This window comes from Panacagrimonas sp., assembly GCF_965216805.1.
In the GTDB taxonomy this organism is placed as follows: Bacteria; Pseudomonadota; Gammaproteobacteria; order Nevskiales; family Nevskiaceae; genus Panacagrimonas.
Genome location: NZ_CBDCGN010000002.1, coordinates 742,027 through 764,476, shown reverse-complemented (window position 1 = coordinate 764,476; position 22,450 = coordinate 742,027). Strand labels below are relative to the sequence as shown.

Annotated in this window: 18 protein-coding genes and 1 tRNA gene; 2 read left to right on the top strand and 17 right to left on the bottom strand. The window is 63.9% G+C overall.

Going from position 1 to position 22,450, the window contains the following annotated elements:
* Positions 1-66 precede the first annotated feature (66 nt).
* The 9 genes from ACOOHP_RS03695 to ACOOHP_RS03655 form a co-directional block, all read right to left on the bottom strand.
* Positions 67-2,097 (bottom strand): acetoacetate--CoA ligase, encoded by a 2,031-nt coding sequence (locus ACOOHP_RS03695; protein WP_420465107.1) that lies wholly within the window; start codon positions 2,095-2,097, stop codon positions 67-69.
* 96 nt (positions 2,098-2,193) lie between these two features.
* On the bottom strand, positions 2,194-2,655 hold the full coding sequence (locus tag ACOOHP_RS03690; RefSeq protein WP_420465106.1) for a DUF3237 domain-containing protein: 462 nt from the start codon (positions 2,653-2,655) through the stop codon (positions 2,194-2,196).
* A gap of 44 nt (positions 2,656-2,699) precedes the next feature.
* Positions 2,700-3,545, bottom strand: coding sequence for a hypothetical protein (locus ACOOHP_RS03685; protein ID WP_420465105.1), 846 nt, complete (start codon positions 3,543-3,545; stop codon positions 2,700-2,702).
* Positions 3,546-3,593: 48 nt separating this feature from the next.
* Entirely contained in the window at positions 3,594-4,394 is an 801-nt protein-coding gene (locus ACOOHP_RS03680) for a glucose 1-dehydrogenase (RefSeq protein ID WP_420465104.1), read from the bottom strand.
* A 351-nt stretch (positions 4,395-4,745) separates the two neighbouring features.
* Positions 4,746-6,125 (bottom strand): DUF1329 domain-containing protein, encoded by a 1,380-nt coding sequence (locus tag ACOOHP_RS03675; RefSeq protein ID WP_420465103.1) that lies wholly within the window; start codon positions 6,123-6,125, stop codon positions 4,746-4,748.
* Between the two features lie 173 nt (positions 6,126-6,298).
* The gene (locus tag ACOOHP_RS03670; RefSeq protein ID WP_420465102.1) at positions 6,299-8,359 is read right to left on the bottom strand and encodes a DUF1302 family protein; all 2,061 of its coding nucleotides are present in this window, start codon (positions 8,357-8,359) and stop codon (positions 6,299-6,301) included.
* A gap of 64 nt (positions 8,360-8,423) precedes the next feature.
* Positions 8,424-9,428, bottom strand: coding sequence for a WD40/YVTN/BNR-like repeat-containing protein (locus ACOOHP_RS03665; RefSeq protein ID WP_420465101.1), 1,005 nt, complete (start codon positions 9,426-9,428; stop codon positions 8,424-8,426).
* Between the two features lie 154 nt (positions 9,429-9,582).
* Complete coding sequence (locus tag ACOOHP_RS03660; RefSeq protein WP_420465100.1) at positions 9,583-12,033, bottom strand: efflux RND transporter permease subunit; 2,451 nt, start codon at positions 12,031-12,033, stop codon at positions 9,583-9,585.
* A gap of 355 nt (positions 12,034-12,388) precedes the next feature.
* A tRNA-Met gene (locus ACOOHP_RS03655) sits at positions 12,389-12,465 on the bottom strand.
* A 215-nt stretch (positions 12,466-12,680) separates the two neighbouring features.
* On the opposite strand from ACOOHP_RS03655, the gene ACOOHP_RS03650 reads away from it, so the two are divergent.
* Positions 12,681-13,442 carry an ATP-binding protein gene (locus tag ACOOHP_RS03650; RefSeq protein WP_420465099.1) on the top strand — a complete coding sequence of 254 codons (762 nt, stop codon included), beginning with the start codon at positions 12,681-12,683 and terminating at the stop codon, positions 13,440-13,442.
* Between the two features lie 151 nt (positions 13,443-13,593).
* Entirely contained in the window at positions 13,594-16,659 is a 3,066-nt protein-coding gene (locus tag ACOOHP_RS03645; protein ID WP_420465098.1) for a TIR domain-containing protein, read from the top strand.
* Between the two features lie 4 nt (positions 16,660-16,663).
* Here the strand turns inward: ACOOHP_RS03645 and ACOOHP_RS03640 are convergent, their stop codons facing one another.
* The 8 genes from ACOOHP_RS03640 to sthA form a co-directional block, all read right to left on the bottom strand.
* Complete coding sequence (locus ACOOHP_RS03640; RefSeq protein ID WP_420465097.1) at positions 16,664-17,041, bottom strand: hypothetical protein; 378 nt, start codon at positions 17,039-17,041, stop codon at positions 16,664-16,666.
* Between the two features lie 90 nt (positions 17,042-17,131).
* Complete coding sequence (locus ACOOHP_RS03635) at positions 17,132-17,398, bottom strand: acyl-CoA-binding protein (RefSeq protein ID WP_420465096.1); 267 nt, start codon at positions 17,396-17,398, stop codon at positions 17,132-17,134.
* Positions 17,399-17,514: 116 nt separating this feature from the next.
* The gene (locus tag ACOOHP_RS03630) at positions 17,515-18,807 is read right to left on the bottom strand and encodes a BamA/TamA family outer membrane protein (RefSeq protein ID WP_420465095.1); all 1,293 of its coding nucleotides are present in this window, start codon (positions 18,805-18,807) and stop codon (positions 17,515-17,517) included.
* A 4-nt stretch (positions 18,808-18,811) separates the two neighbouring features.
* Entirely contained in the window at positions 18,812-19,324 is a 513-nt protein-coding gene (locus ACOOHP_RS03625) for a dihydrofolate reductase (RefSeq protein WP_420465094.1), read from the bottom strand.
* Positions 19,325-19,347: 23 nt separating this feature from the next.
* Entirely contained in the window at positions 19,348-20,142 is a 795-nt protein-coding gene (locus ACOOHP_RS03620; RefSeq protein WP_420465093.1) for a thymidylate synthase, read from the bottom strand.
* A 25-nt stretch (positions 20,143-20,167) separates the two neighbouring features.
* Positions 20,168-20,491, bottom strand: a complete 324-nt coding sequence (locus ACOOHP_RS03615; protein WP_420465092.1) for a HesB/IscA family protein — start codon at positions 20,489-20,491, stop codon at positions 20,168-20,170.
* On the bottom strand, positions 20,488-20,865 hold the full coding sequence (locus tag ACOOHP_RS03610) for an iron-sulfur cluster assembly scaffold protein (protein ID WP_420465091.1): 378 nt from the start codon (positions 20,863-20,865) through the stop codon (positions 20,488-20,490). The genes ACOOHP_RS03615 and ACOOHP_RS03610 overlap by 4 nt, the downstream gene beginning before the upstream one ends.
* Positions 20,866-21,055: 190 nt before the next feature.
* Positions 21,056-22,447, bottom strand: a complete 1,392-nt coding sequence (gene sthA, locus ACOOHP_RS03605; protein WP_420465090.1) for a Si-specific NAD(P)(+) transhydrogenase — start codon at positions 22,445-22,447, stop codon at positions 21,056-21,058.
* Between the last annotated feature and the right edge of the window lie 3 nt (positions 22,448-22,450).

Genomic DNA, 22,450 nt, shown 5'->3' with positions numbered 1-22,450 from the left:
TTGTGGGAGAAGTCTGGTTGCTGGACCGGCGCCCGCCCCCACCCTTTAGGGCGGTGAGCTTGGTTTTCAGCGCTTCATGCCCACTGCCGCCGAGGGCCGCACGTAGTCATCGCTGGTGGTTGCAAACTCGACAAACCAGTCGATGCTGGCCGAGTTGGCCATGGCGTCGCGGCTCGCCGCCTTCTCCAGCGGCCAGCCCATCAGCACCTTGCGCACCGGCACTTCCATCTTCTTGCCGGTGAGCGTGTACGGAATCTGTTCCACCCGATACGTCTTGTCGGGAACGTGGCGCGGGCTGCAGTCCAGCCTGAGCTTGGCGTTGATCTTCTTGACCAGGGCTTCGTCCAACGTGAAGCCCGGCTTGAGCTTGACGAACAGCGGCATGAAGAAGGTGCCGCCCTCCAGCTCGCAACAGACGACAAGACTGTCGGCGACTTCCTCGACCTGCTCCACCGCACGATAGATTTCCGCGGTGCCGATACGCACGCCAAACCGGTTGAGCGTGGAGTCGGAGCGACCGTAGATGTAGCAGCCTCCGCGCGAGTTGATCTTGATGAAGTCGCCGTGACGCCAGACCCCGGGAAAGACGTCGAAGTAAGCCTCGTGGTAGCGCTTGCCGTCGGTGTCGCCCCAGAAATAGATCGGCATTGAGGGGAACGGCTTCAGGCACACCAACTCGCCGACCTCGTCTATCACTTCCTTGCCGTCGTCGCTCCAGGCCCGCACGTCCATGCCCAGACAGCGGGTTTGAATCTCACCGGCGTGCACTGGCAGGGTCGGCGAGGCGCCAACGAAGCCGCTGCACAGTTCAGTGCCGCCGGATTGGGAGGTCACCCACAGGTCCTGTTTGACGTTGTCGTAGAACCACTTGAAGGTTTCCGGCGTGCTCGGAGCGCCGCCGAGCAGCGCCGCTTCCAGCCTGGAAAGATCGAATTTCTCGCCCGGCTTGAGCTGGGCTTTTTCCATCATCTGCACGAAGGTGGGGCTGGCGCCAAAGGTCTGGGCACCGGTGTCTGCCGCCATCTTCCACAGCAGGTCCAGATCCGGATACACCGGGCTGCCGTCGTATTGCACCGCCGCCGCCCCGGTCAGCAGGGACGACACCACCAGGTTGTACATCATCCAGCCAGTGGTGCTGTAGAAGAACATCACGCTGCCCGGCGCCAGATTCAGGTGAAAGCTCATCACCTTGAAATGTTCGACCAGCACGCCGACATGCCCGTGCACGATGGCCTTGGGCAGGCCCGTGGTGCCTGACGAAAACATCACCCAGATCGGGTGAGCGCAGTCCACGCGTTCGTAACGGAACGCTTCGCGTGGCACGTCGGCGCCCGCCAGCATCGCCGCCCAGGACTGCGCACCGGCAACCGGCGGCTCGCTGCGGTCCGGATGCAGGTACGGCAGCCACACGACGTGCTGCAGGCTGGGTAGTGCCGAGACGATCTGCCCGACTTCCGCCGCGCGATCGAAATCCTTGCCGCCGAAACGATAGCCGTCGCAGACGAAGATCAGCTTGGGTTCGATCTGCGCAAAGCGTTCGGTCACGGTCTTGACGCCGAACTCCGGCGCTGCCGACGACCACACCGCGCCGACGGCGATGGTTGCGATCATCGCCACCGTGGTCTCGGGCACGTTGGGCAGGTAGGACACGACGCGATCACCGGGCGCGATCCCCAGCGCGCGCAGCTTGGTCGCCAGGATGCGCACCTGCCGGCCCAGTTCCTGCCAACTCATTGAGGTCAGCGGGCGGTTCTCGGTCAGGTGATGAATCGCGGCTTCGCCCGCTGCGGCCTTGGCTTCGTAACGCAGCAAGTGCTCGGCGTAATTCACACGCGCACCCTGGAACCACTTGGCGCCGGGCATGGCGCGACGATCCAGGACCTGCGTGGGCGGCGTGTCCGACTCGATCTGAAAGTAATCCCAGATGGCCGACCAGAAGCCCTCGATGTCGTCCACCGACCACGCTCGCAGCGCCTCGTAGTCATTGAACTCGAGACCGCGCGTGTTGTGCAGCCAGGCGATGAACTTCGCGACCTGCGAGCGCTGCTGGAACTCGGCGCTCGGGGTCCACAGCAACTCACCTTCGGTTACGGCCATCGTCTCCTCCCTGCACGGTTCGCCGTCGCCGACGCCATGCTTGTATCGCTATTCGAATCGGCTGGTCTGCAGGCACAGCGAACAGGATTCCGCCAATCAACGCAGCGCGTAGACGTCGTAAGTCACCTGGTTCTGCCTGAGTCGGCCTTCGCCAATGTTTACGCACTGCAGGCGGTTGAGCCAGACGTAGTCGGGATGCGCGGTACGCAGGCGCGGTGCGGCGTGAATCCTGACCAATTCGGGAATCTCGCTTTTCTGAAAGCGGGCATAACCATCGTGGCCCATGTCCAGCAGTCCGTTGTAGACCACGTCGATATGCGCGCCGTCGTCGGTTTCGATGGCAGCACGGACGTCCAGCACCGCCATGCCATCCGTTCGCAGGGTCATCCAGTCGGCACCGACCGGCAGGAGCCTGCCCTTCAGCTTGGGGCCCCAGGCCTTGCCCTCGGCGACATAGAAATTGATGCGGATGTCGCCTTCGCCCGGCGGACTGACAACTACGGGCTCACGCACCGCGGCGCTGTAGGTGAAGAGATGTTCCATCTCATACGGGATCATTCCAGGCTCCTTCTGGTCGCTTGCGGACATCTGTCCGCTGATGATCAGCTGCGCAGGCTGGCAAGCCGTTCCAGCACTTTTTCAGGCACGGCATCGGCCGGCACGCGACCAAAGCGGAACGCTCCGTTTGCCAGGCCGGGAGCGTCCTGGCCGTCCCAAAACGCCTCGGAGAGCACCATACCGGCAACGGCGCCACCGATCTGGGCCGGTGCGATGACGAACTGCACGCCGCTGGCCGCGCCCGAGAAATCATTGCCGCGACTCAGGAGCAGACCCAAATCCCAACGGTAGTGCGCGGCCAGATTGATGACGGGCTGGTACCAGGCGATTTCTTCGGCAGAGCTGGGCTCGGCGTCCGCAGCTTCCTCCAGAAGCACGGCGTCGACCCCGACCTCGCCGAAGCTGCGAAGAAACTCCGCGACGTAGACGGCACAGGAGTCGGCCTCGTCGCCGCCCACTTCAATCTCTGCATCTTCACCGAAAGCCAGCCGATAGGCTTCGCCCGCCCAGGCACGTGGCGAGGGAAAGGCCAGCACCAGCGGCTGCGACGCAAACGCTGCGCGCAGGCCGCGCACCATCTCCAGCAGCTGGGTTCGCAGCGCTTCGTCCGCCAGCAGCGTGCGGGCCGGCACCACCGCGCGCTTCTTGGCCGCCATGGCTTCACGCAGCTCGGGGTGGCTTGCCACCCAGGCACGACAGGCCGTGCCCACCGGAATCGCGCAGACATCCGGTCGCAGCAGGCCGGCGGCCTTGCGTCGGAATGCCACGTACTCGGTGGCGTCCGCCCAGGGCGTCTTGCCCCCTGCGAGCAGGCGTTCGGCGTAGCGGGTGTCGTCCAGCCACAGGAGCGGCGACGCCGCAGAAGTGACGCGATCGATCAGTTTGGCCATGGCGCTCCTGGAACGCGACAAAAAATCGAGTGAACCGCAAACGCGGCACTACGCCGCGGTGTAGCCGCCGTCCAGCACCAGTTCGGAGCCGGTGATCCACTTCGCGGCCTCGGAGGCCAGGTAGATCACGGCGCCTGCGACATCGGCCGGCTCGCCGAAACGGCCGAGCGGATGAGCGCCCTTGATCGCCGCCTCCGCACTGGCGTAATCCGGTGCCAGCTTGAGATTGACGAAGTCCTGGATGAACTTGGTGCCCATGTCGGTCTGCACGATGGCGGGGTGGATCGAGTTGACCCGGATGCCGGTACCGAGCTGGGCGCACTCCACGGCAGCCGCCTTGGTCATGATGCGCACCGCCCCTTTGGACGCATGATAGGCAACGTGTGCAGAGGTGCCGATGAGGCCGGCTACCGAAGACAGATTGACGATGGACGCACCCGGCTTCATCACACCGATGGCGTGTTTGAGCCCGAGGAAAACACCGGTCACGTTGATGTCCATGAGGTGACGGAAATCCTCGACCTTGCACTGGGTGATCAGCGCGGCGGTTTCGATGCCGGCATTGTTGACCAGGATGTCGAGGCCGCCGAGCTTGCCTGTGGCCGCGGCGACCGCAGCCTCCCACTGTGCTTCGTCGGTGACGTCGTGCTTCTGGAACTCGGCCTTGCCGCCGGCCTTGCGGATCCGCTCCACGGTTTCCAATCCGGCGGATTCGAGCACGTCGGTAACCAGTACGGTCGCGCCGACCTGCGCCAGCGCCTCGGCGATGGCCGCCCCGATGCCGCGTGCCGCTCCGGTCACCAGTGCAACCTTCCCGTCGACTCGAAACAGCCGCGTGTAGTCTGTCATCTGAATTCTCTCCTGTTGGCTGCTCTTCGGTCAGCCGCGGTGGCGGTTGCGCCGCGCTAATTCTGCAGAGCGTAGCGGAACCCAGCTCTGCCGGGCACGCAAGGCGGATGCGCCCTTAACCCTAAAAACGACGATTAGCCACGGATTTCACGGAGAAACACGGATCAAAACATAAATCTGCCGAGGGTCTTTGCTTCACCGATTAGGTGCATAGATCGGCGCTGGCAAGTAGCCGATTTTCAATCCGTGTCATCCGTGGCAAACGCTTTTTCCAGGTTAACCCAGCCACATCGGAAACACGGCCACCCTCAAGGGCGGCCGAACGTTATCGAACGGGTCCGCGGCGCTTCCTCAACTGGTCCCCAGCTTGCGCAGCGCATTGTGCGTCAGGTACTGCTCGTACATCTTGGGATCGTTGGCGCCGCTGACGTGCAAGTCGTGCGCCTTGACCTGCTCCAGCCGCGTCACGTCGCCGGTCTGGATGTCCGACGCGGTCACATGACACCAGCTCCAGTAAGGATGCTTGCCGTCCATGAATTTCTTGTCGCCGGTCTCGTAGAGCGAATAGGCGCCATCGAAGGAACGGAACGGCTCGCCACGGCGGTCATAGGTCACCATCCCGATCACCACCTGGTTGCGCGCATCGAACCAGACGTGCTTTTTCGATACCGGTGCGCGCGGAAAGCCGGTCGGCTTGGCCTCGACCACGATGGCCTCCGGGACAAGCTCCACCGTGGAATCCCAGAACGTCTTGCCCTGTGGCCCACCGTGGGTGCTGTGCTCCCAGTTGGGCGCGTCGGCGTTCCAGCTTTCCGACAGACCGGCCAGGAACGGACCGCGTTTGATGATCTCGTAGCCGCTCCAGGTATGCAGCGGATCCCCGGCTGCCCAGGCATCCGACAAATACAGGGACAGACCCGGCAGCAGCGGCTCGAAGCGCTGGTCGGTCGGAAACTGGCGGATGCGCTTGAAGTCGGCAACATAACCGTAGAGGTCGGGGAACGTACGATGATCGTAGGCCCAGACGTTTAGAAAGGACGTGCCCTTGAAATTATTGGGCGTCAGGAAGAACACCGACTGGAAACGCAGCTTGTCGATATGTTCTTCCCAGTACGGCGCCGGGTCCATGCTGACGCGGGCGACGGTGGACAGCTCCGCCCAGCCCCCGGTGTACTTGAAGCGTGGATGGCCGTCCTGGCGCATGGCGTAAGCGGCGATGGCATAGAACGAGGCATCGTGCCGGCCCCAGCTCAGGGTCTGGGCGGCGAACAGCTCGATTCCGCTCTTGGGATCCGGAAACGGGTTGCCGCCGATCCACGGCTTGCCATCGGCGGCATTGACCACGTTGCCGCGCTCATCGAACTTGGCCTTGCCCGCATTCTTGAGGGTGGCCTCGATGTACTCCCAGGGCGACAGCCGCATGATGTCCTTGGTGGTCTTGACCACCTTGAGCTTGCGCCCGTGTTTCAGAATCTGCTCGTAACGGATCGGCTCCAACAGATCCTTCACATGCTCCACATTGGCGGCCGTGATCTCGTCACCGGTCTTGATCTTGCCCTTGGTGTAAGCGTCGATGGAGAGCAATTCATCCGGATAGGCTTTGCTGATCTCACCGGTGTCCGCCATGGTCTTGCCCAACGGAGCGAGTACGCCGGTAGACAGCACGCCCAGGCCGGCGTCGCGCAAGAACTTGCGGCGCGAATAATCGTGGTGGAACTTCCTGATGCGCATGCGGCGTTCTCCTGTTGCGGTCTTAGGCGCTACGGCGCCGACCGGATTTCGGTCGCAAAGCCGTGCCCTTCAGCCTAGACAAATAAAACGGCCCCCGGTTTGATCCGGGGGCCGAGAGGGCTACATCTCCTACCTGGCGGTCGCGCTGGGAAGGATCCTGGCGCGACCCGGGATCAGAACTGGTAGGCGAGACGAACCGCGACTTCATCCGCAAAGTCGATGGTCTCGATGATGTTCTCGTTCTTGTTGCCGTGGAGGTCGCCCTCCAGGTGGTTGTAGATCAGATCGAGGGTGATGTCGTTGCCCGGGCTCCAGCGGAAGCCACCCTGCACCAGCAAGCCACCGCGTGGGTCGTACAGCATGGCACCCGAGGCGCGGTAGATGTAGTTGGGGAAGGGCTGCAGGAACGCCAGCACCAGCGAGGTGAAGCCACCGTCCAGCGGCTGGCACTGGCTGTTGCCCGAACGAATGTTGGCCAGAGTGGTGCCGGGATTGTCGCCGGTACCGCCCTGGCAGCTCAGGTGACGACCGAACAGATCGGACTCGGTCTTGTGGATGGCCTGGAACACCATATAAGTGGCCGGGAAAGTACCGGAGAAGCGCTGGTACTTTTCCATCACCAGAGCGGTGACGCTCTCATCTTCAACCGTGAAGTTGCGCGACAGCGACTTTTCGGTAAACACGCGATCCGGGATGTAGCTGGTTTCCAGGTTGATGATCAACTGGTCCAGCAGCGAGCCGGGCTCGGCCTCGACCACGTAGCTGACGCCCGCACCGTAAACCTCTTCCTGGTGGTACTCGTGAATGAGATGTCCACGCAGACCGCCACCGGTACCCAGCGGGTTCAGCAGCTTGCCACCGGCGAGCTGGAAGAAGAGGTCCAGCTCGTTGGCGGCCTGGCCGATGTTGGTGACTTCGGAGGCGAGCAACGCACCCGCGCCAGCGCCCTCGCCCAGGAACAGGCCGGCCGGCTGATCGCCACGGAACTCGCGGATCAGCGTATTCAGAGCCTCCACACCATCCAGGCGTACCGCGCCCGCATAGGTGAACCATTCGGCCGCCGACCATACGCCGGAAGGATCGACTTCCAGCGGCGTGTTCTGCACCGCATTGCCGGAGCCCGGAAGGCCCGGCACGTCCTGGGTAGAGCCGGACTCGGTCCAGCGGAAGGTGCCTTCGTGGTTGTAGCGCTGGGTCGCGATGAACTGCAGGCCCCAGTTTCCAAAGTTGCCGCGCAGGCGCAGACCGTAGTTGATCTTGTCGTCGAAGCGGTCGGACCAGCTTTCGCGAATCGAAAACTGCGCCGGAATCACGTTATACGGGGTGTTTGCATTGGGGAAGGTGGTCGGCACGAACCACTGACCGTATGCATCCAGTTCCCATTCCTGGGTGGCCTGCCAGGTGACGCGCACACCGGGCGAGGCCACGCGCTCGTCGGCATATTCTTCCAGGGCGTCGTCCAGAATCAGATGGCGGCGTAGATCGAGGCCGTTGGGCACGTCGAACACGCGGAAGAACAGGGCCTGGCCCCAGGCGATCTGCTGCTGACCGACACGCACCAGCACCGGGCCGGACTGGTAGTCCAGATACAGCGAGGTGAAGTCCGCCATGTACTTCTCGCCGCAGACTTCCAGCGGGTTCAGACAGCCGCCGCTTTCGAAGTCGTCGTACTCGAAGAATTCGGGTTCCTGCGAATTGAAACCCATCGGGTCCGCACCCGGCACCGAATTGGGGTTCCAGTTGTCGTAGTTGCCCATGTCATAGATGGTGCGCAAGCTCGCGTACAACTGCAGGTTCGACGAGAACTGCAACTGCATATCGAACTTGCCGCGGAACTGGTTGAGGTTCCAGTCGTTGTCGGCAGGCGGGGTGTTGCGAGCGGCCATGTCCGGCAGCAGACCCACCTCATTCGCACCGAGCGCGTCAAGCAGACCAGTAATGGTGCCGATCAGGGGGTTCAGGGGGTCTATGATCTGCAACTGGTCTCGCAGCGGCAGACCGCCGCGACGTGCCGTGGCCACCCCGTTGAACGGGTTGCCGCGCAGGTTGTTCATGTTTTCGAGATTGGTCGTCCGATACGCCGAATCGAAACGGACGAAGCCACCGAACTGAACGCCTAAGTCGCTGAAGAACCCGCCGCCATCTTGTGCCATGGCCGACGGGGTTGCGAATGCAGCCATCGCCGCAATCGCCAGCGCGCTCAGGCGCAGAGATTTCCCTTCCACCCTATTCATGCTCTCTCCTCCAAAAAAAAGAATTCTCGTAAGAACCCGGCTTTGCGCCGTGCTCAATTTACCCTCAACTGCCCACCCGAATGATACGTCCCGCCTGCCCCACAGCAAGAATATCCTGTCCGGCGGAACCGATGCCCACATACCAGATCGTCGTGATCTCGTCGTGATCGACCAAGCTCCAGGTCATGCCGCCGTCCGAACTCACCACCATCTCGCGCATGGCTGACACATACACCCGCCCGCTGCCATCCGCGTAAACACCGTTGAGGATCGCCTTGCTGCCGATGTCCAGGCAGACCCAGGTCACCCCATGGTCGAAAGTCTTGAGTGCGTATCCGTCCTGACCCACCGCAAAGCCGCGACCATCGTCCAGGATCTGGATATCGAACAGCGAAGCCGTCCCGCGGCTTCGTACGGTCCAGGTGCGACCACGGTCTGCCGAGCGCATGATCAATCCGAATTCACCGACCGCCGTCACCGCGCCATCCGCAGACACATTGACCGAATACAGGTGGGGCTCGGCGCCGCCATCGGTTCCAATCTGCATCCAGTCGAGGGTCAGGCTGTGCCAGGTGCGGCCGCCGTCCTCGGAGAGCTGCATGGCGCCGAACTCGCCCACAGCCACGCTGAGGCCGCCAATATTGCTGCTGACGCTGAACAGGCGCTTCTCGGTGCCGGAGTCCACTTCTTCCCACTCGCCGTCGCCGTTCTTCAGCAACACCACGCCGGCCTGCCCGACCGCGATAGTGCGCGCCGAGTTGGTGTCGAGGCCCAGCAGCGCCAAATTGGTGGGCAACTGCTGTCCGACCCAGGTCTTGCCGCCGTCTTCGGTGACCTGCGCCTCGCCATGGGATCCCACCGCGATGCCGCGATCACCCTCGAAATCGAGCGCGAACAGAGCTTGGTGTGCCGTGCCGGAAACCAGGACTTCGATTTCTGGCTTTACCTGCGCAGCAAACGCCGCGCAGCTGCACAGCATGCCCGCACCGAGGGCGAGGGCGGATCTGATCCGCGAGTGGTGTTGCACGGATCGGTTCCTCCGGAGATGCAATGTGTCGGTCAGGCGCATATGAGTTGAGTGGTGTCGTGATTTCTCAGGTCCGCAGACGTGCCATGGCTGAGGTGGTGGGGTACTGGTTGTAGCCGTCTTCGCCTTCGGTCGAATATCTGCCCTTGTAGCCCGAGGGCAGACTCTGTTCCGTTGCGGAAACGCGTCATTTCGATCACTTGGCTGGGATCAGGCGGCCGTCCTCCGGCTTGTCGTCTTCGAAGATCGACAGGTCGACGCCCTCACCCACGAACAGGTCCTTGCGCTTGACGAATTTGGGCTTGAACCACCAGACCAGCAAGGGCAGAAACACCAGCGCCAGCACCATGTTGATCAACATGACCATCATCAGCAACAGACCCATGTCGGCCATGAACTTGAGGCCGGACAGGAAGTACCAGGGCATGATGCCGATGAACATGATGGTGGCGGTGAACATGATGGCCTTGCCGGTCGTCATCAGCGACTGATCGATGGCCCGGCCCCAGTCGCCATCCTGCGCGTGGTACTCCTCGCAGATGCGCGACAGCAGATAGATGCCGTAGTCGATTCCCACACCCACACCGATGGCGGCCACCATCAGCGTGTTGATGTCCAGACCCACCCCCATGAGGTGAATCATCGCGGTGAGCACGAAGTTGGCCAGATTCACTGGGATCAGCAGCAGAAAGCCGGCGATGATCGAGCGATACGCGATGCTGCAGGCGATCCAGATCACCAGCGACAAGGCGCCAATGATCGCGTAGTGAAAACGGTCGACCACGATGTTGACCGCTTGCTGGAGCGCGATAGTGCCGGTTCCCAGACGCACAGTGAACGCATCATGATCGACGCCAACCTCTTCAACGGCCTTGCGCGCCGCAGCCAACGCGTAGTCCACCGTTTCCTGCTTGTTGTCGGGGTACCACATCGACACGGTGGAATGCTGCAATTCGAAGTCGACCACGTGCGAGAAGGCCTTGGGGCTGGAGCCCGCCATGGCCACGCCAGCGGCGGCGCTCACCATCTCATCGGTGCCGTCCACCGGCAGCCACTTGGGATTGCCGCCGGCAAACAGGCGCTGGCCCTCGCCGAGGTAATCGCCAAAGGACAGGGTGGCGCGCGGCGGATGCGCGCCGGTGTCCTTCTCCATGATGTCCTGGATACGCTGCGCGGTCAGGTAGGTATCGGCCAGTTTCGCCGCGCGGTCCTCCCCCATCGGCTCCTTGGATTCCAGCACGATTTCCAGCGTATTCACACCGGGAAAATTACGATTGATCATGCGGACTGACTCGTTGAACTCCGAGTCGTCCCACAGCAGGTTGCTGCCTTCCGTGGGGTTGCCGATCTTGATTTGCTGCGCAGTGTAAATCGACGCGATCGCCAGAATGATGACGACCGGGGACGTGATACGCGCCCGCTTGCCGTGCGAAAGCGAACCGACGAAGGCCAGGAGCTCCTGGAACTTCTTCTGGAAACCCTTGGCCTCACCGTGGTCGCCGACGAGCTCATCTGCGTTGGCCGGCGCCGGCAGCACCGACAGCAACAACGAGCACAGCACGATGCCGGTGGGTATCAGCCAGATACACCACATACCGGCAAAGAACGCGAAACGTTCCATCGCCGGAATCGGTGCAATAGCGATCAGGAACACACCCGCCATGTCGGTGAAGATACCCAGCACCGACGGCGGCATCATCACCCCCATCGTGATCTCGGCCGCTTTGGTGCGGTCCTTGACGTGGGCGTAAATCTCGTAATAGCGCTCGGTGAACTGCACGCAGTGCGAGAACGAGCGCGCCACCAGCAGCAGCGGCACGATCATCAGCAACGGCTCGATCGGCGACTTGAGCCAGCCGACCAGGCCGAAGCCCCATACGGCGGCCGTGGTGCTTACGATGATCGGCGTCACGACGCCGACCACATTGCGCATGTATAGCGCCAGCAGCAGCACCATCGCACCCAGGGTCAGGCCGAAGATGTAGCGCATCTGCTCTTGATAGAAGTACACCCAGCCGGTCAAAGTGGGCTGACCGGCGACATAGATATCGTGGTTGTCGTCGTCGTACTTCTTCACCATCTCCTGCACGAAGGCAAACGCTTCGCCGTAATCGAGCTTGGCCTCGATGAAGGTCGCATTGATCAGGGTGGCGCTGTGATCGCGGGAGATCAGGAAGTCGCGCGAACCGGGCGATTTGTCCACCCGCATGCGGAAATCGGCAATTTCTTCCGGTGTCTTGGGGACGTGATCGCCCATCAACGGACGCATGTCGATGCCGAACGGCGTGGCCTCCGCATACCGCGCTTTTTCAGTGGCGATGGACAGAATCTGGTCGTGGTCGACGCCGGGCGACAGGTCGATGTCGCGGGTGAGCTGCCAGACCTTGTCGAGGGTCTCGGCGTTGTAGATGTTGCCGTCGGTGCGCTTGAGCATGACGGTGACGGTGAGCGGATTACCGAAATTGGGGTGATCCTTGAACACTTGGACGAACGGATCGTCCTTGGGCAGCAGATCCGAGAAGATCGTTCGGAGTTCGACGTCCTTCAGGCCGACGGCGAAGAATATTGTCACCAGGACGAAAGCCGCCCAGGAAAACGAGCGGTTGCGGATGAACCACCGTGCGATGCGGAAGCGAAGTGCGTACATGTGGAAGGTCTACCTGGCGAGCCGATGCGCAAGGGAACGCCCGGAAGCGCGTTCCGCCATGTCGGAATACTTGACGATCATGAATCTCCTCGTTACGCAGCGACGGGCAAGCCATTCCGCAGCGGGTTCTTGTGTGGACAGCGTGTCTGAATGCACGCTTGTACGGACACTACACGCCGGTGTCCGTACCGGAACACTACCCGATGGGGTAGTGTTCAGCGATAGGGGCGACTCCCTAAATCCTGTTGCACTGCGTTTCTGCAGACTGTCGGCGCAGCGATCTGCACCAGCGAATTAAACCTGGACACACGGACGGAATACGAACGGGAAGCCGCATAGGCGGTGAACGGGAAAATGGTGGTGATGAGTGGAATCGAACCACCGACCTCAGCATTATGAGTGCCGCGCTCTAACCGTCTGAGCTACATCACCACGGCGAACGCCTTGCCGCGAGGGCGCGAAGTGTAATGGACGCCACTGCCAGCGTCGACAATCCTGACGGCCGCGGCCGGAACGTGGAGTTGGAACCGGCGCGGACGGAGCCGATGTCGGCCTGCCGGTAGCCGGACCCGTTGACCGGGCCTGGTTGGCGTGGTGCAGGCCCCGCGTGTCGACGGTGGCGATTTCTCGCGCCATGATCGGATCGAATGAACGAACTCGCCTATCGCTGGCGCCATCGGCGCCTTGAACCCGTGGCCTTTCCACACGCCGTCCCCCTCGCCGGACTGCTGGGTATCGACCGGCAAAAAGCGGCGCTGGTCAGGAATACGCAGCAGTTCGTTGCCCGGCGGCCGGCCAACCACGCCCTGCTGACCGGCTCGCGCGGAACCGGCAAGTCCAGCCTAGTCAAAGCCATGCTGCACGAGTTCGGCGACCGCGGCCTGCGGCTGGTGGAACTGCACCCGCACGAGTTGACGGACTTGCCGGACGTAGTTGCGCCGCTCAGGTCGCGCCCGGAGCGTTTCATCCTTTACGTCGACGATTTCAGTGTGGCCTCTGGCGATGCGCGCCTGACGGCATTGAAGACCGCCCTGGACGGCGGCATCGAAGAGCCACCCGAGAACGTGCTGATCTACGCCACCTCCAACCGGCGCCACCTCATTCCCGAAATGCGCCAGGAGAACCGGGAGTACCGCTGGGACAACGACGAACTGCATCCGGGCGAGACCACCGAAGAAAAGATCTCGCTGTCCGAGCGCTTCGGCCTGTGGGTGAGCTTTACGCCCTTCACTCAGGACCAGTATCTGGACGCCGTCCGCCTTCACCTGCGCAACCTCGGTCACACCCAATGGTCCGAAGACCTGGAGAAGCAGGCGCTGCGCTGGGCGCTGGCGCGGGCATCGCGTTCGGGCAGAGTGGCGCGCCAATTCGCCCGCGACTGGGCGGGTGGCTCGGACGCCGCTTCATGATGCGCCGACAAGGCTTCCCCCCGCACCCGCAGCTCGGCAAGTGGCACTCGGCCTGCGAGCTTGCATCGGTCGACGACGCGCTCGCCGGGCGCCGATTGAGGCACCATTCAGGAACGGTGGACCGGCCAACGGGGATCGACTCAGTACGCGCATGAAAAGCGAAGCCGAGCGCTACCGGTACTGGGCGTTCATCAGCTACAGCCATGCCGATGAAGGCTGGGCCAAGTGGCTGCACCGGGCCATCGAGACTTGGCGTGTCCCACAGCGGCTGGTCGGGCAACCCCATCCCGATGGCGAGATTCCGCGCCGCCTGCGTCCCCTGTTCCGCGACCGCGACGAGCTGTCCTCGTCGGCCGAACTCGGGGGCGTGCTGAATCGGGCCTTGCGCGAATCGCGCTATCTGATTGTGATCTGCTCGCCGCGCGCCGCCGCCTCCCGATGGATCGACGAAGAGGTCCGCTACTTCAAGTCGCTGGGCCGCGAATCGCGGGTACTGGCACTGATCGCCGACGGCGAACCGGGGTCGGGCGATGGCGAGTGCTTTCCCTTGGCCCTGCGCCGACGCGTGGGCGCCGACGGCGAGTTGCTGACCGACAGCCGCGTCGAACCGATCGCCGCCGACGCACGCCCGCAGGGCGACGGCCGTCAGGATGCCCTGGTCCGGTTGCTTGCCGGCATGCTCAATCTGGGCTTCGACGACCTGCGCCAGCGAGAACGTCGGCGACGCTTTTGGCAACGCGTGCAGCAAACCTCCGCGATCGCCGCACTGCTCGTCGCGGTGAGCGGCGCATGGATGGCGTTCGAGCGCTACAAACGCGAACAGGCCCTGGCAGCCCACATCGAGAAAGTTTACGAAACCGGGCGCACCGAGCTGCTTGCCGGCCGCGACATGCGCGCCGCGGTTTACCTCGCCGAGGCCTATCGACTTGGGCTCGACACCCCTGCCCTGCGCTTCATGCTCGCCCGTGCGATGGCGCCGCTGGACGCAGAGATCCCCGTGCGCATCGATGCCGGAGGGCCGGTGCGCCGACCCCTGTTCAGTCCGGACGGCTCGCGCCTGGTCACGCCCATCGAGGATCCGGCGCTGATCGCTGCAGCCGCTCCGGACGTGCCGCCGGCAGTCACTCACGCCGCCATCTGGGATGTCGCAACCGGCGCGCTGCAGGGCCGCCTAGACGGGCTGCCGCGCATGCCGCAGAGCCTGACCTGGTTGCCGGACGCCGAGCATCTGCTGGTCTCCGGCTTTCAGGGTTACGACGACGCCATAGGACAATGGGAGGGCTACACCCCGATCACCCAGCTCTGGAACACGCGGGCCGGCGAAAAGCGGTTCGAATTCGAAGGACACGCCGGCCGCTTCGGCATGCCCGTCGACGCTGCCGGCTCGAAAGTGGTGCTGGCCGATATGCCGCATCAGGACAATGCCCAAGTGCGCGAACTGACCGGTGGACGGCTGCTGTTCGAGCTGCGCGGCGATGCGCGCATCCGGGCGGCGGGCTTCTCGATCGACGGTTCGCGCATCTATTCCGGCGATGCCGACGGTCGGGTGCTGGTGTGGGACGCGCGTAACGGCAATCGCCTGGCGCTGCTACCGGGAGCCATGAGCGGAGAAGTGGTCGCGGTGGTGCCCACGCCAGATGACCGCGGGGTGATCGCAGTGGGTCGCCACGGTGATCTGCGCCTGTGGAATGTCGCTACCGGCACGCTGGAACTGGCGTTCGCGGCAGACTCGCACTCGGTCGCCGATATCCGCTTTTCATCCGACGCCAGCCGCCTGATGACCGTGGGTCAGGGCGGGTACCGCGTGTGGAGCCTGCTGCGCGGAAGCCTGGAATTCGAGCGCAGGACCACGCTGGCCCGCTGGGCCTCGGCGGATTTCTCGGCCCAGGGTCAGTGGCTGCTGACGGCCCCCTCCGACCAGCCGGAGTCGGAACTGTGGCTGGTTCCGGGCCAGCGCCGTTTGACCGTTCTGGAGCAGACCGACGGCAACGTCTCCGCCGCAATCTTTTCGTCCGACCAGCGCCGCATGGCGGTCGCCGACGCCGCCGGACGCATCCGCCTTTATCGGTTGCCGATCCATCAGAACGCCGAGCTGTCGTTTCCGCCCAAAGTGTTTGCGTCGCGTTTCATCGGCGCGCAGCCAGCAGTGATCGTGGCCGGCCCCCTCGACCGCATTGGCATTGCCGCGCCGCCCTACGACACGGTCCGAACGCTGCTGGAACTGCCGTCGGGCCCGGTCCATCGACTGGCAGCATCGGACGATGGCGACGAGCTCGCCGTCGGCGACGGTAGCGGCCGCCTACGCACCTGGCGCATGCCGGCGGTGCGAGCGCGTTGCGATGTCCAGGCCAACGCGAGCGGGTTCTTTGCCCTGGTGTATTCAGCCGACGGTCGCTGGCTGGCCTCCTCGACGATCCTGGGCCCGGCCGACACCGCCGACACGGTGCACGTGCTTGCCACAGCAAGCTGCGCGCGACAGGCGCAGTTCAAGCATCCCTGCACCGTCGTCGACCTGGACTTCTCGCCCGACAGTCGGCGCCTGATGAGTAGCTGCACCGACGGCCGCACGTTTCTTTGGGAGGTCGAAACCGGCAAGGCCCTGCAAACGTTGACCGACGGCGGATTGAGCCATGCAGGCGCGCAATTCGTTCACGGTCGCGCCAAGCGCATCGTCGAAGTGCTGGATCGCGATGAAGTCCGCTTGATCGATCTGGAAACCGGATCGGTGGAGGATCGCTTTGACATCGGTCACGGCGAAGACGCCTACGCCGGTGCGTTGAGCGAAGGCGGCGACTTCTGGGTGGCGGCAACCAACACCGGGCGCATCTACGTCAAGCATCGCGAACGCGCGGTCCGGCAGGCCGGCGCCCTGCCCTACCCGGTTCATTCCGTGGTCCCGTTAACCGGGCCGCTGATGCTGATGGCTGCGGCGGGCACCACCGGCCGACTCAGCGTGTGGGACGCCGCCAGTGCACAAATGCTGGCCGAGGTCGCTGTACATGCCGACCAGATCTGGGATTTCGACATCGGCCCGGACTACCGGCAACTGCTGACCGGCGGTCGCGACGGTGCCGCGCGCCTGTGGAGCCTGGCGCTTGAGACCCGCAGCGCCACCGAGATCGACGCACGCATCCGCTGCGCCTCGCCCTGGACCTTGCAGGGTCAGGCACTGGTTCGCGCCAGCCAGGCGGCGGCGCCCGGCTGCACCCGCGATTGAGGGCTCAGGCCGCCGGAAGCTTGCGGCCGACTTTCCCGATCGCGGATTTGACCTTGCCTTTCACCGCCTCCACCAGATCCTTGCGCGGGCCAACCGGTTTGCGCGGGCCGATCACCAGGTTGGTGTTGTCGTCACCCTTGGTACTGGCCTTTGCCTTGACGGTCGCGGTCAGATTCTGAGCCACCGATGCGGCTTTCTTGCCGCCCGTCTTGGCAACCGCCAGCAACGCGGCACCCAGATCTTTGCCCGGGCCGGTCGGCTTTCGGGGCCCGATGACGAGATTGGAGGAATCTCCGGCCTTGCCCTTGGCCGCTCCTGCCCCTTTGGCCGACACCGCCTTCTTTTTCGCCGCGACTGCGCTCGACTTCCTCACCCCGGTCATGACGCTTCCCTCCGATCAAGCGGCCATTCAAGCGCCGCCCGTGAAATCTAATCCGGCGCCACCTGAGGCCGCAATCGATTTGCGATCCGGCTAGCCGCCCTTGCCCACCAGCGACTGCACCAGACTCACGTACTGCTGCATGGCCGTTTGGGCGTCGGTGCCCTTGAGTTTGGTCCAGGCGTCGAACTTGGCCCGGCCGACCATGTCTAGCATGCCCGGGCGCGAACCGCTGACGTCGCCGTCGGTGGCCTGTTTGAACAGCGAGTAGAGCTGCAGCAATTGTTCGTTGCTCGGCCGCTTGGTCAGGGTCTTGACCTCTTTCTGCGCCTGCTCGAACAGCTCCTTGATCTCGGTCATGTGCGTTTCCTGGATGAAGTCCGCGGCTGGCGGATGGGGTCGCAGGCCATCATAGGGGAAGCCCGTGCCAGCGGCGCGACGCCGTCATGACATCCGATGACCGGTCTATGCCTTCATCAGGGTCTGCCGACGAACACGCGGCCGCCGCCGTCGCCGGTCAGCGGCAACGCGTAGCCCAGATCGAGCTCCACGTCCACAAACCAGTCCACGCGCAGGCGCAGTCCCAGGCCCAGGCTGGTGTAGAGGCGATCCAGAGACGCGTCGCCGGGCTGTTCGAACACGTTGCCGGCCTCGACGATGGCCAGGGCGCGCAAGCTGTTCCAGCGTAGCGGTCGCAGGAACTCGGCCGAGACGCGGTAATAGGCGTCGCCTTCCAGGAAATCGTTGTCGTAACCGCGCAGACTGGAGCTGCCGCCCAGTTCGTAGGCGTCGTTGTCCGGTGGGCCGCCGTGGCGCAGGCCGGCCTCGGCGCCCAGGTTGAGGTTTTGATGGGCGCGCTGGCCGACCGCGATGTAGCGGCGCCAGTCCAGGCGATAGCTGAGCTGGTGGTAGTCGCTATTCCAATCCTCGATGGCGACGGACGCGCCCAGCCCGAACGTCTGGCCGACTTCGCTGTAACGCCGAAATTGCAGGTCGCGATAACCGACGCCGAGCAGCATCGAGGTGGCGGTGCCGTAAGCCGGCTCGGCGTCTGCGCCTTCGGTGGATTGTTCCAGCCAGCCCAGGCCTCCGCCAATCCACCAGCCCTGATTGGCCGAACCCGGCGACAAGCTGCGCGAGAGCTGCACACGCGCGCTGCGAAACGTTTCCTGGTAGTCGCCCACCACTTCGCCGTCGCGTTCCACCGGCCGGGTGCTGTAACCCGCGCCCACATCCAGCGAGTAACGGCTGTCGAACAGCTGCGGCGCGCCGTAATCGATCGCATAGGCGGTTTCGCCGCCGATGCCCGCCTCCTTGCGATCGCGATATTCCCAGAACGCGCGCAGATCGTGGTTGCGCCCGAACAGATTGGTCCAGCGCATCTGCATGCCATAGGCATATTCGCCGGAATCCTTGGCATCCAGGCGCGGAAAGGGCAGCAGGTACAGCTTTTCTTCCACGGTGAAGATCACGATCTCGCCGCCCGATACCGCCACCGGTTCGACTTCCACCGCGCGGAACAGCCCCAGATTCTGGATCGCCTGGCGCGAGGCCTCGATCTGCTTCGGGTCTGCGATATCGCCGACGTCGAAGGTCAGCTCCCGCAGCATCACCCGCGGCCGGGTCACCCGATTGCCGGAAAATTCGATGCCCACGACCCGCGGTGCCGCCGACCCGGCGACCGACTCCGCCTCCACAGCCGTCGGACCGGTCTCCGCGCGGACCTGCGCTGCCGCGCCGTAGACGAGCAGGTACAGGGCGGCGCGCATGGAATCAGATTCGTTCGAGTCGGAGAAACCGATACGGATAGGCGTGGCGGGCGTCGGCCTCGTGGACCTCGCTGTCCACCTCGCGGAACTGTGACCGGTCGAACGCCGGAAAGTGCACATCGCCCGGCGTCTGCGGTTCGATGCGCGCCTGCACCTCGGTCAGATGCAGGTATCGGCAGTGGTCCAGCGCCTGTCGATACAGCTCGCCGCCGCCGATCACCATCAACGCGGTATCGCGCGGCGCAGCCAGCGCTGCCGCCAGCGAAGCGAATGTCCGCGCGCCGGCCGGCGCAAACGCCGGGTCGCGGCTGATCACCCAGTTATCGCGCCCCGGCAAAGGCCGGCCCAGGGAATCCCAGGTCTTGCGGCCCATCAGCACGGTTTTGCCCAGGGTGACCCGCTTGAAGTGGGCCAGATCGTTCGGCAACCGCCAGGGCAGGCCGCCATCGCGACCGATCAGGCGGTTCAGATCCATCGCCACGATCAGGCTCGGCGACGGATCTTGCACGCGTTCCATCGCGCTCGACTGCGGTGGAGCCGTCACACCGCGACGGGCGCCTTGATATGCGGATGGGGGTCGTAGCCGCTCAGAACGAAATCCTGCGGACGGAATTCGAACAAGTCCCTGACGTCCGGGTTCAGGGTCATACGCGGCAGCGCCCGCGGTTCGCGGCTGAGCTGCTCGCGCGCCTGCTCCAGATGATTCAGGTACAGATGACAGTCGCCGCCGGTCCACACGAAGTCGCCCGGCGACAACGCGCACACCTGCGCCACCATCAAGGTCAGCAGCGCATAACTGGCGATATTGAAAGGTACGCCCAGGAAGATATCGGCGCTGCGCTGGTAGAGTTGACAGCTCAGCTTGCCGTCCGCCACGTAGAACTGAAACAGGGCGTGACAGGGTGCAAGCGCCATCTTGTCCAGCTCACCGACATTCCAGGCACTGACCATCAGACGCCTCGAATCGGGGTTGCCATTGATCTGGTCGATCAGCAGCCGCATCTGGTCGATCTCGCGCGCACCGCTGGCGGGCCAGGCCCGCCACTGACGCCCGTAGACCGGGCCGAGCTCACCACTGTCGTCAGCCCACTCGTCCCAGATCGAAACACCGTGCTCCTTGAGCCAGGCGATGTTGGTATCGCCACGCAGAAACCACAGCAGTTCGACCACGATGGATTTCAGGTGCAATTTTTTGGTCGTCACCAGCGGAAAGCCGCTACCCAGGTCGAAGCGCATCTGGTGACCGAACACCGAGCGCGTGCCGGTGCCGGTACGGTCGGACTTCGAGGTGCCGTGGTCCAGCACATGCCGCATCAGGTCGAGGTATTGGCGCATGACCGGATTGTACCGGCCACTGCTTTCAGACCGCGAAACTCTCGCCGCAGCCGCATTGCGCCTTGACGTTGGGATTGATGAACTTGAAGGACTCGTTGAGGCCCTGCTTCTGCCAGTCCAGCGTCAGCCCATCGAGCAGCGGCAGATGTTCGGCCTTCACCACCAGCTTGGCGCCATGGGAGTCGAAGATTTCATCGCCATCCTCGACGGCATCGGCGTAATCCATGGTGTAGGCCCAGCCCGAACAGCCGGATTTCTTGACACCGACGCGCAAGCCCAAGCCCTTGCCGCGCTTGGCAATCTGGGCCTGGATACGGGCCGCGGCGGTCGGGGACAATTGCAGATTCATGATGAAACGTCCGGATTCAGTGCGCGCAGAACGTCCTGCGCCATAACCCAACAGTGGGCGCGATCCTCGGGGATTTCAAGCGCCGCACGCAGTTCGGCCAGCAGTCCACGGGTGATCTCGGCCGGCGCACGGTCGGTCAGCCACAGCGTTAGCCAAGCGCCGGTGGCGATGGTGTAGGGGCAACCCAGGGCCTGGAAGCGCGCGACTTCGATGCGATCCCGGCAGGTTTTCACCTGGACGCGCAAGCGAAACCGGTGAGCCGTGCTGTCCGCTTCGATGGTGCGCACGTCCGGCGCCGGTGCCAGGGTGCCGGCATTGGGCGCTTGCTGGAACAGCGTCCACACGCGCTCGGGATAACCCAGCGGATTGTTCATCGAACACCCGATCCCGGTGAATCCGCATCCACCCGTGAGTTCTGCATCGACATGTCTCGCGATCTCACGCCAACCGGTTGAGCCCGTTGTGAGCCGCCACCCGATACGCTTCGGCCCCGCGCCCGGGCTCGCCCGGGCGCCCAAACACACGTCGGTGCTGTTCCGACGATGGCCGCGTGCTCAGTGCTCATCAGGCCAGCCGATTGAGCCCGTTATGCGCCGCGACTCGATACGCCTCGGCCATCGTCGGATAGTTGAACGTGGTGTTGATGAAGTAGCGCAGGTTGTTGAGTTCGGCGCTGGCCATCACGGTCTGCCCGATATGCACGATCTCGGACGCCCGGTCGCCAAAGCAGTGCACCCCCAGCACCTCCAGCGTTTCGGCGTGAAACAGCAGCTTGAGCATGCCCACGGTCTCACCGGTCATCTGCGCACGCGCCAGCGACTTGAACGCCGAATGCCCGACTTCGAACGGCACCCCGGCGTCGCGCAACTCGCGTTCGGTCTTTCCGACCGACGAGATTTCGGGAAGCGTGTAGATACCGCTGGGAATCATCTCCAGCGAGACACTTGACGAGGATTCCGGCTGCAGCAGGTGCTGCACGGCAAAGCGGCCCTGCACGTAAGCCGCGCTGGCCAGCGCCGGCGGGCCGATGACGTCGCCGACCGCATAGATGTGCGGCTGGGCGGTGCGGAAGCAGTCGTCCACCGCGATCTGACCGCGGCTGTTGCGCGCGATGCCCAGGGCCTGCAGCCCCAGATCGTCGGCGTTGCCGCTGCGGCCGTTCGCCCACAGCAGCACGTCGGATTTGATCTTGCGGCCGGACTGCAGGTGCAGCACCACGTCGCGCTCGCGCGGTTCCACCGAGGCGTAAGCCTCTTCGTGACGGATGATGCAACCCTGCTCGCGCAGATGATAGGACAGCGCTTCGGCGATCTCTTCGTCCAGAAACGACAGCAGCCGCTCCTGGGTATTGACCAGCGTGACCTTGGCACCGAGGTTGAGAAAAATGGAAGCGTATTCGCAGCCGATGATGCCGGCGCCGTAGATGGTCACCGAGAAGGGATGCTGGTCGTAGCGCAGGATGGAATCGCTGTCGCGCACGCGGGGATGGGAAAAATCCAGCTCCGGCGGATGGTAGGGCCGCGAGCCGGTGGCAATGACGAAATGCGCGGCACGCAGGCGCAGCGGCGACTCTCCGCCGCCGTCGATCTCCACCACCTGGGCGTCGGCGAAACGTGCGCGGCCTTCGAACACCGGTACGCGGTTGCGCTCGTAAAAGCGGCGCCGGCTGGCGACCTGCGCGTTCACCACCTTGTCGGCCGAGGCCAGGATCTGCGGATACTGCGGCGGATTGGCCGCATGGAAATCGCGCAACAAGGGGTTGTGGCGCAGATCGTTCAGGGTCTTCACTGCGTGCCGCAGCGCCTTGCTGGGAATGGTACCCCAGTGCGTGCAGCCTCCTCCGACTTCCGATTGGCGCTCCACCAGCGCCACCCGCAGATGGTTCTTGGCCGCCATCATCGCAGCGCCCTCGCCAGCAGGTCCGGAACCGAGTACCACGACGTCGAAATCTTGCATGGC

Bases quoted from the DNA above. Each gene is read 5' to 3' on its own strand.
- ACOOHP_RS03695 (WP_420465107.1), bottom strand. From the start codon at position 2,097: ATGGCCGTAACCGAAGGTGAGTTGCTGTGGACCCCGAGCGCCGAGTTC.
- ACOOHP_RS03630 (WP_420465095.1), bottom strand. From the start codon at position 18,807: ATGCGCGCCGCCCTGTACCTGCTCGTCTACGGCGCGGCAGCGCAGGTC.
- ACOOHP_RS03615 (WP_420465092.1), bottom strand. From the start codon at position 20,491: ATGAATCTGCAATTGTCCCCGACCGCCGCGGCCCGTATCCAGGCCCAG.
- ACOOHP_RS03620 (WP_420465093.1), bottom strand. From the start codon at position 20,142: ATGCGCCAATACCTCGACCTGATGCGGCATGTGCTGGACCACGGCACC.
- ACOOHP_RS03645 (WP_420465098.1), top strand. From the start codon at position 13,594: ATGAAAAGCGAAGCCGAGCGCTACCGGTACTGGGCGTTCATCAGCTAC.
- ACOOHP_RS03680 (WP_420465104.1), bottom strand. From the start codon at position 4,394: ATGACAGACTACACGCGGCTGTTTCGAGTCGACGGGAAGGTTGCACTG.
- ACOOHP_RS03675 (WP_420465103.1), bottom strand. From the start codon at position 6,125: ATGCGCATCAGGAAGTTCCACCACGATTATTCGCGCCGCAAGTTCTTG.
- ACOOHP_RS03625 (WP_420465094.1), bottom strand. From the start codon at position 19,324: ATGGAACGCGTGCAAGATCCGTCGCCGAGCCTGATCGTGGCGATGGAT.
- ACOOHP_RS03640 (WP_420465097.1), bottom strand. From the start codon at position 17,041: ATGACCGGGGTGAGGAAGTCGAGCGCAGTCGCGGCGAAAAAGAAGGCG.
- ACOOHP_RS03685 (WP_420465105.1), bottom strand. From the start codon at position 3,545: ATGGCCAAACTGATCGATCGCGTCACTTCTGCGGCGTCGCCGCTCCTG.
- ACOOHP_RS03610 (WP_420465091.1), bottom strand. From the start codon at position 20,865: ATGAACAATCCGCTGGGTTATCCCGAGCGCGTGTGGACGCTGTTCCAG.
- sthA (WP_420465090.1), bottom strand. From the start codon at position 22,447: ATGCAAGATTTCGACGTCGTGGTACTCGGTTCCGGACCTGCTGGCGAG.
- ACOOHP_RS03690 (WP_420465106.1), bottom strand. From the start codon at position 2,655: ATGATCCCGTATGAGATGGAACATCTCTTCACCTACAGCGCCGCGGTG.
- ACOOHP_RS03635 (WP_420465096.1), bottom strand. From the start codon at position 17,398: ATGACCGAGATCAAGGAGCTGTTCGAGCAGGCGCAGAAAGAGGTCAAG.
- ACOOHP_RS03670 (WP_420465102.1), bottom strand. From the start codon at position 8,359: ATGAATAGGGTGGAAGGGAAATCTCTGCGCCTGAGCGCGCTGGCGATT.
- ACOOHP_RS03660 (WP_420465100.1), bottom strand. From the start codon at position 12,033: ATGTACGCACTTCGCTTCCGCATCGCACGGTGGTTCATCCGCAACCGC.
- ACOOHP_RS03650 (WP_420465099.1), top strand. From the start codon at position 12,681: ATGAACGAACTCGCCTATCGCTGGCGCCATCGGCGCCTTGAACCCGTG.
- ACOOHP_RS03665 (WP_420465101.1), bottom strand. From the start codon at position 9,428: ATGCGCCTGACCGACACATTGCATCTCCGGAGGAACCGATCCGTGCAA.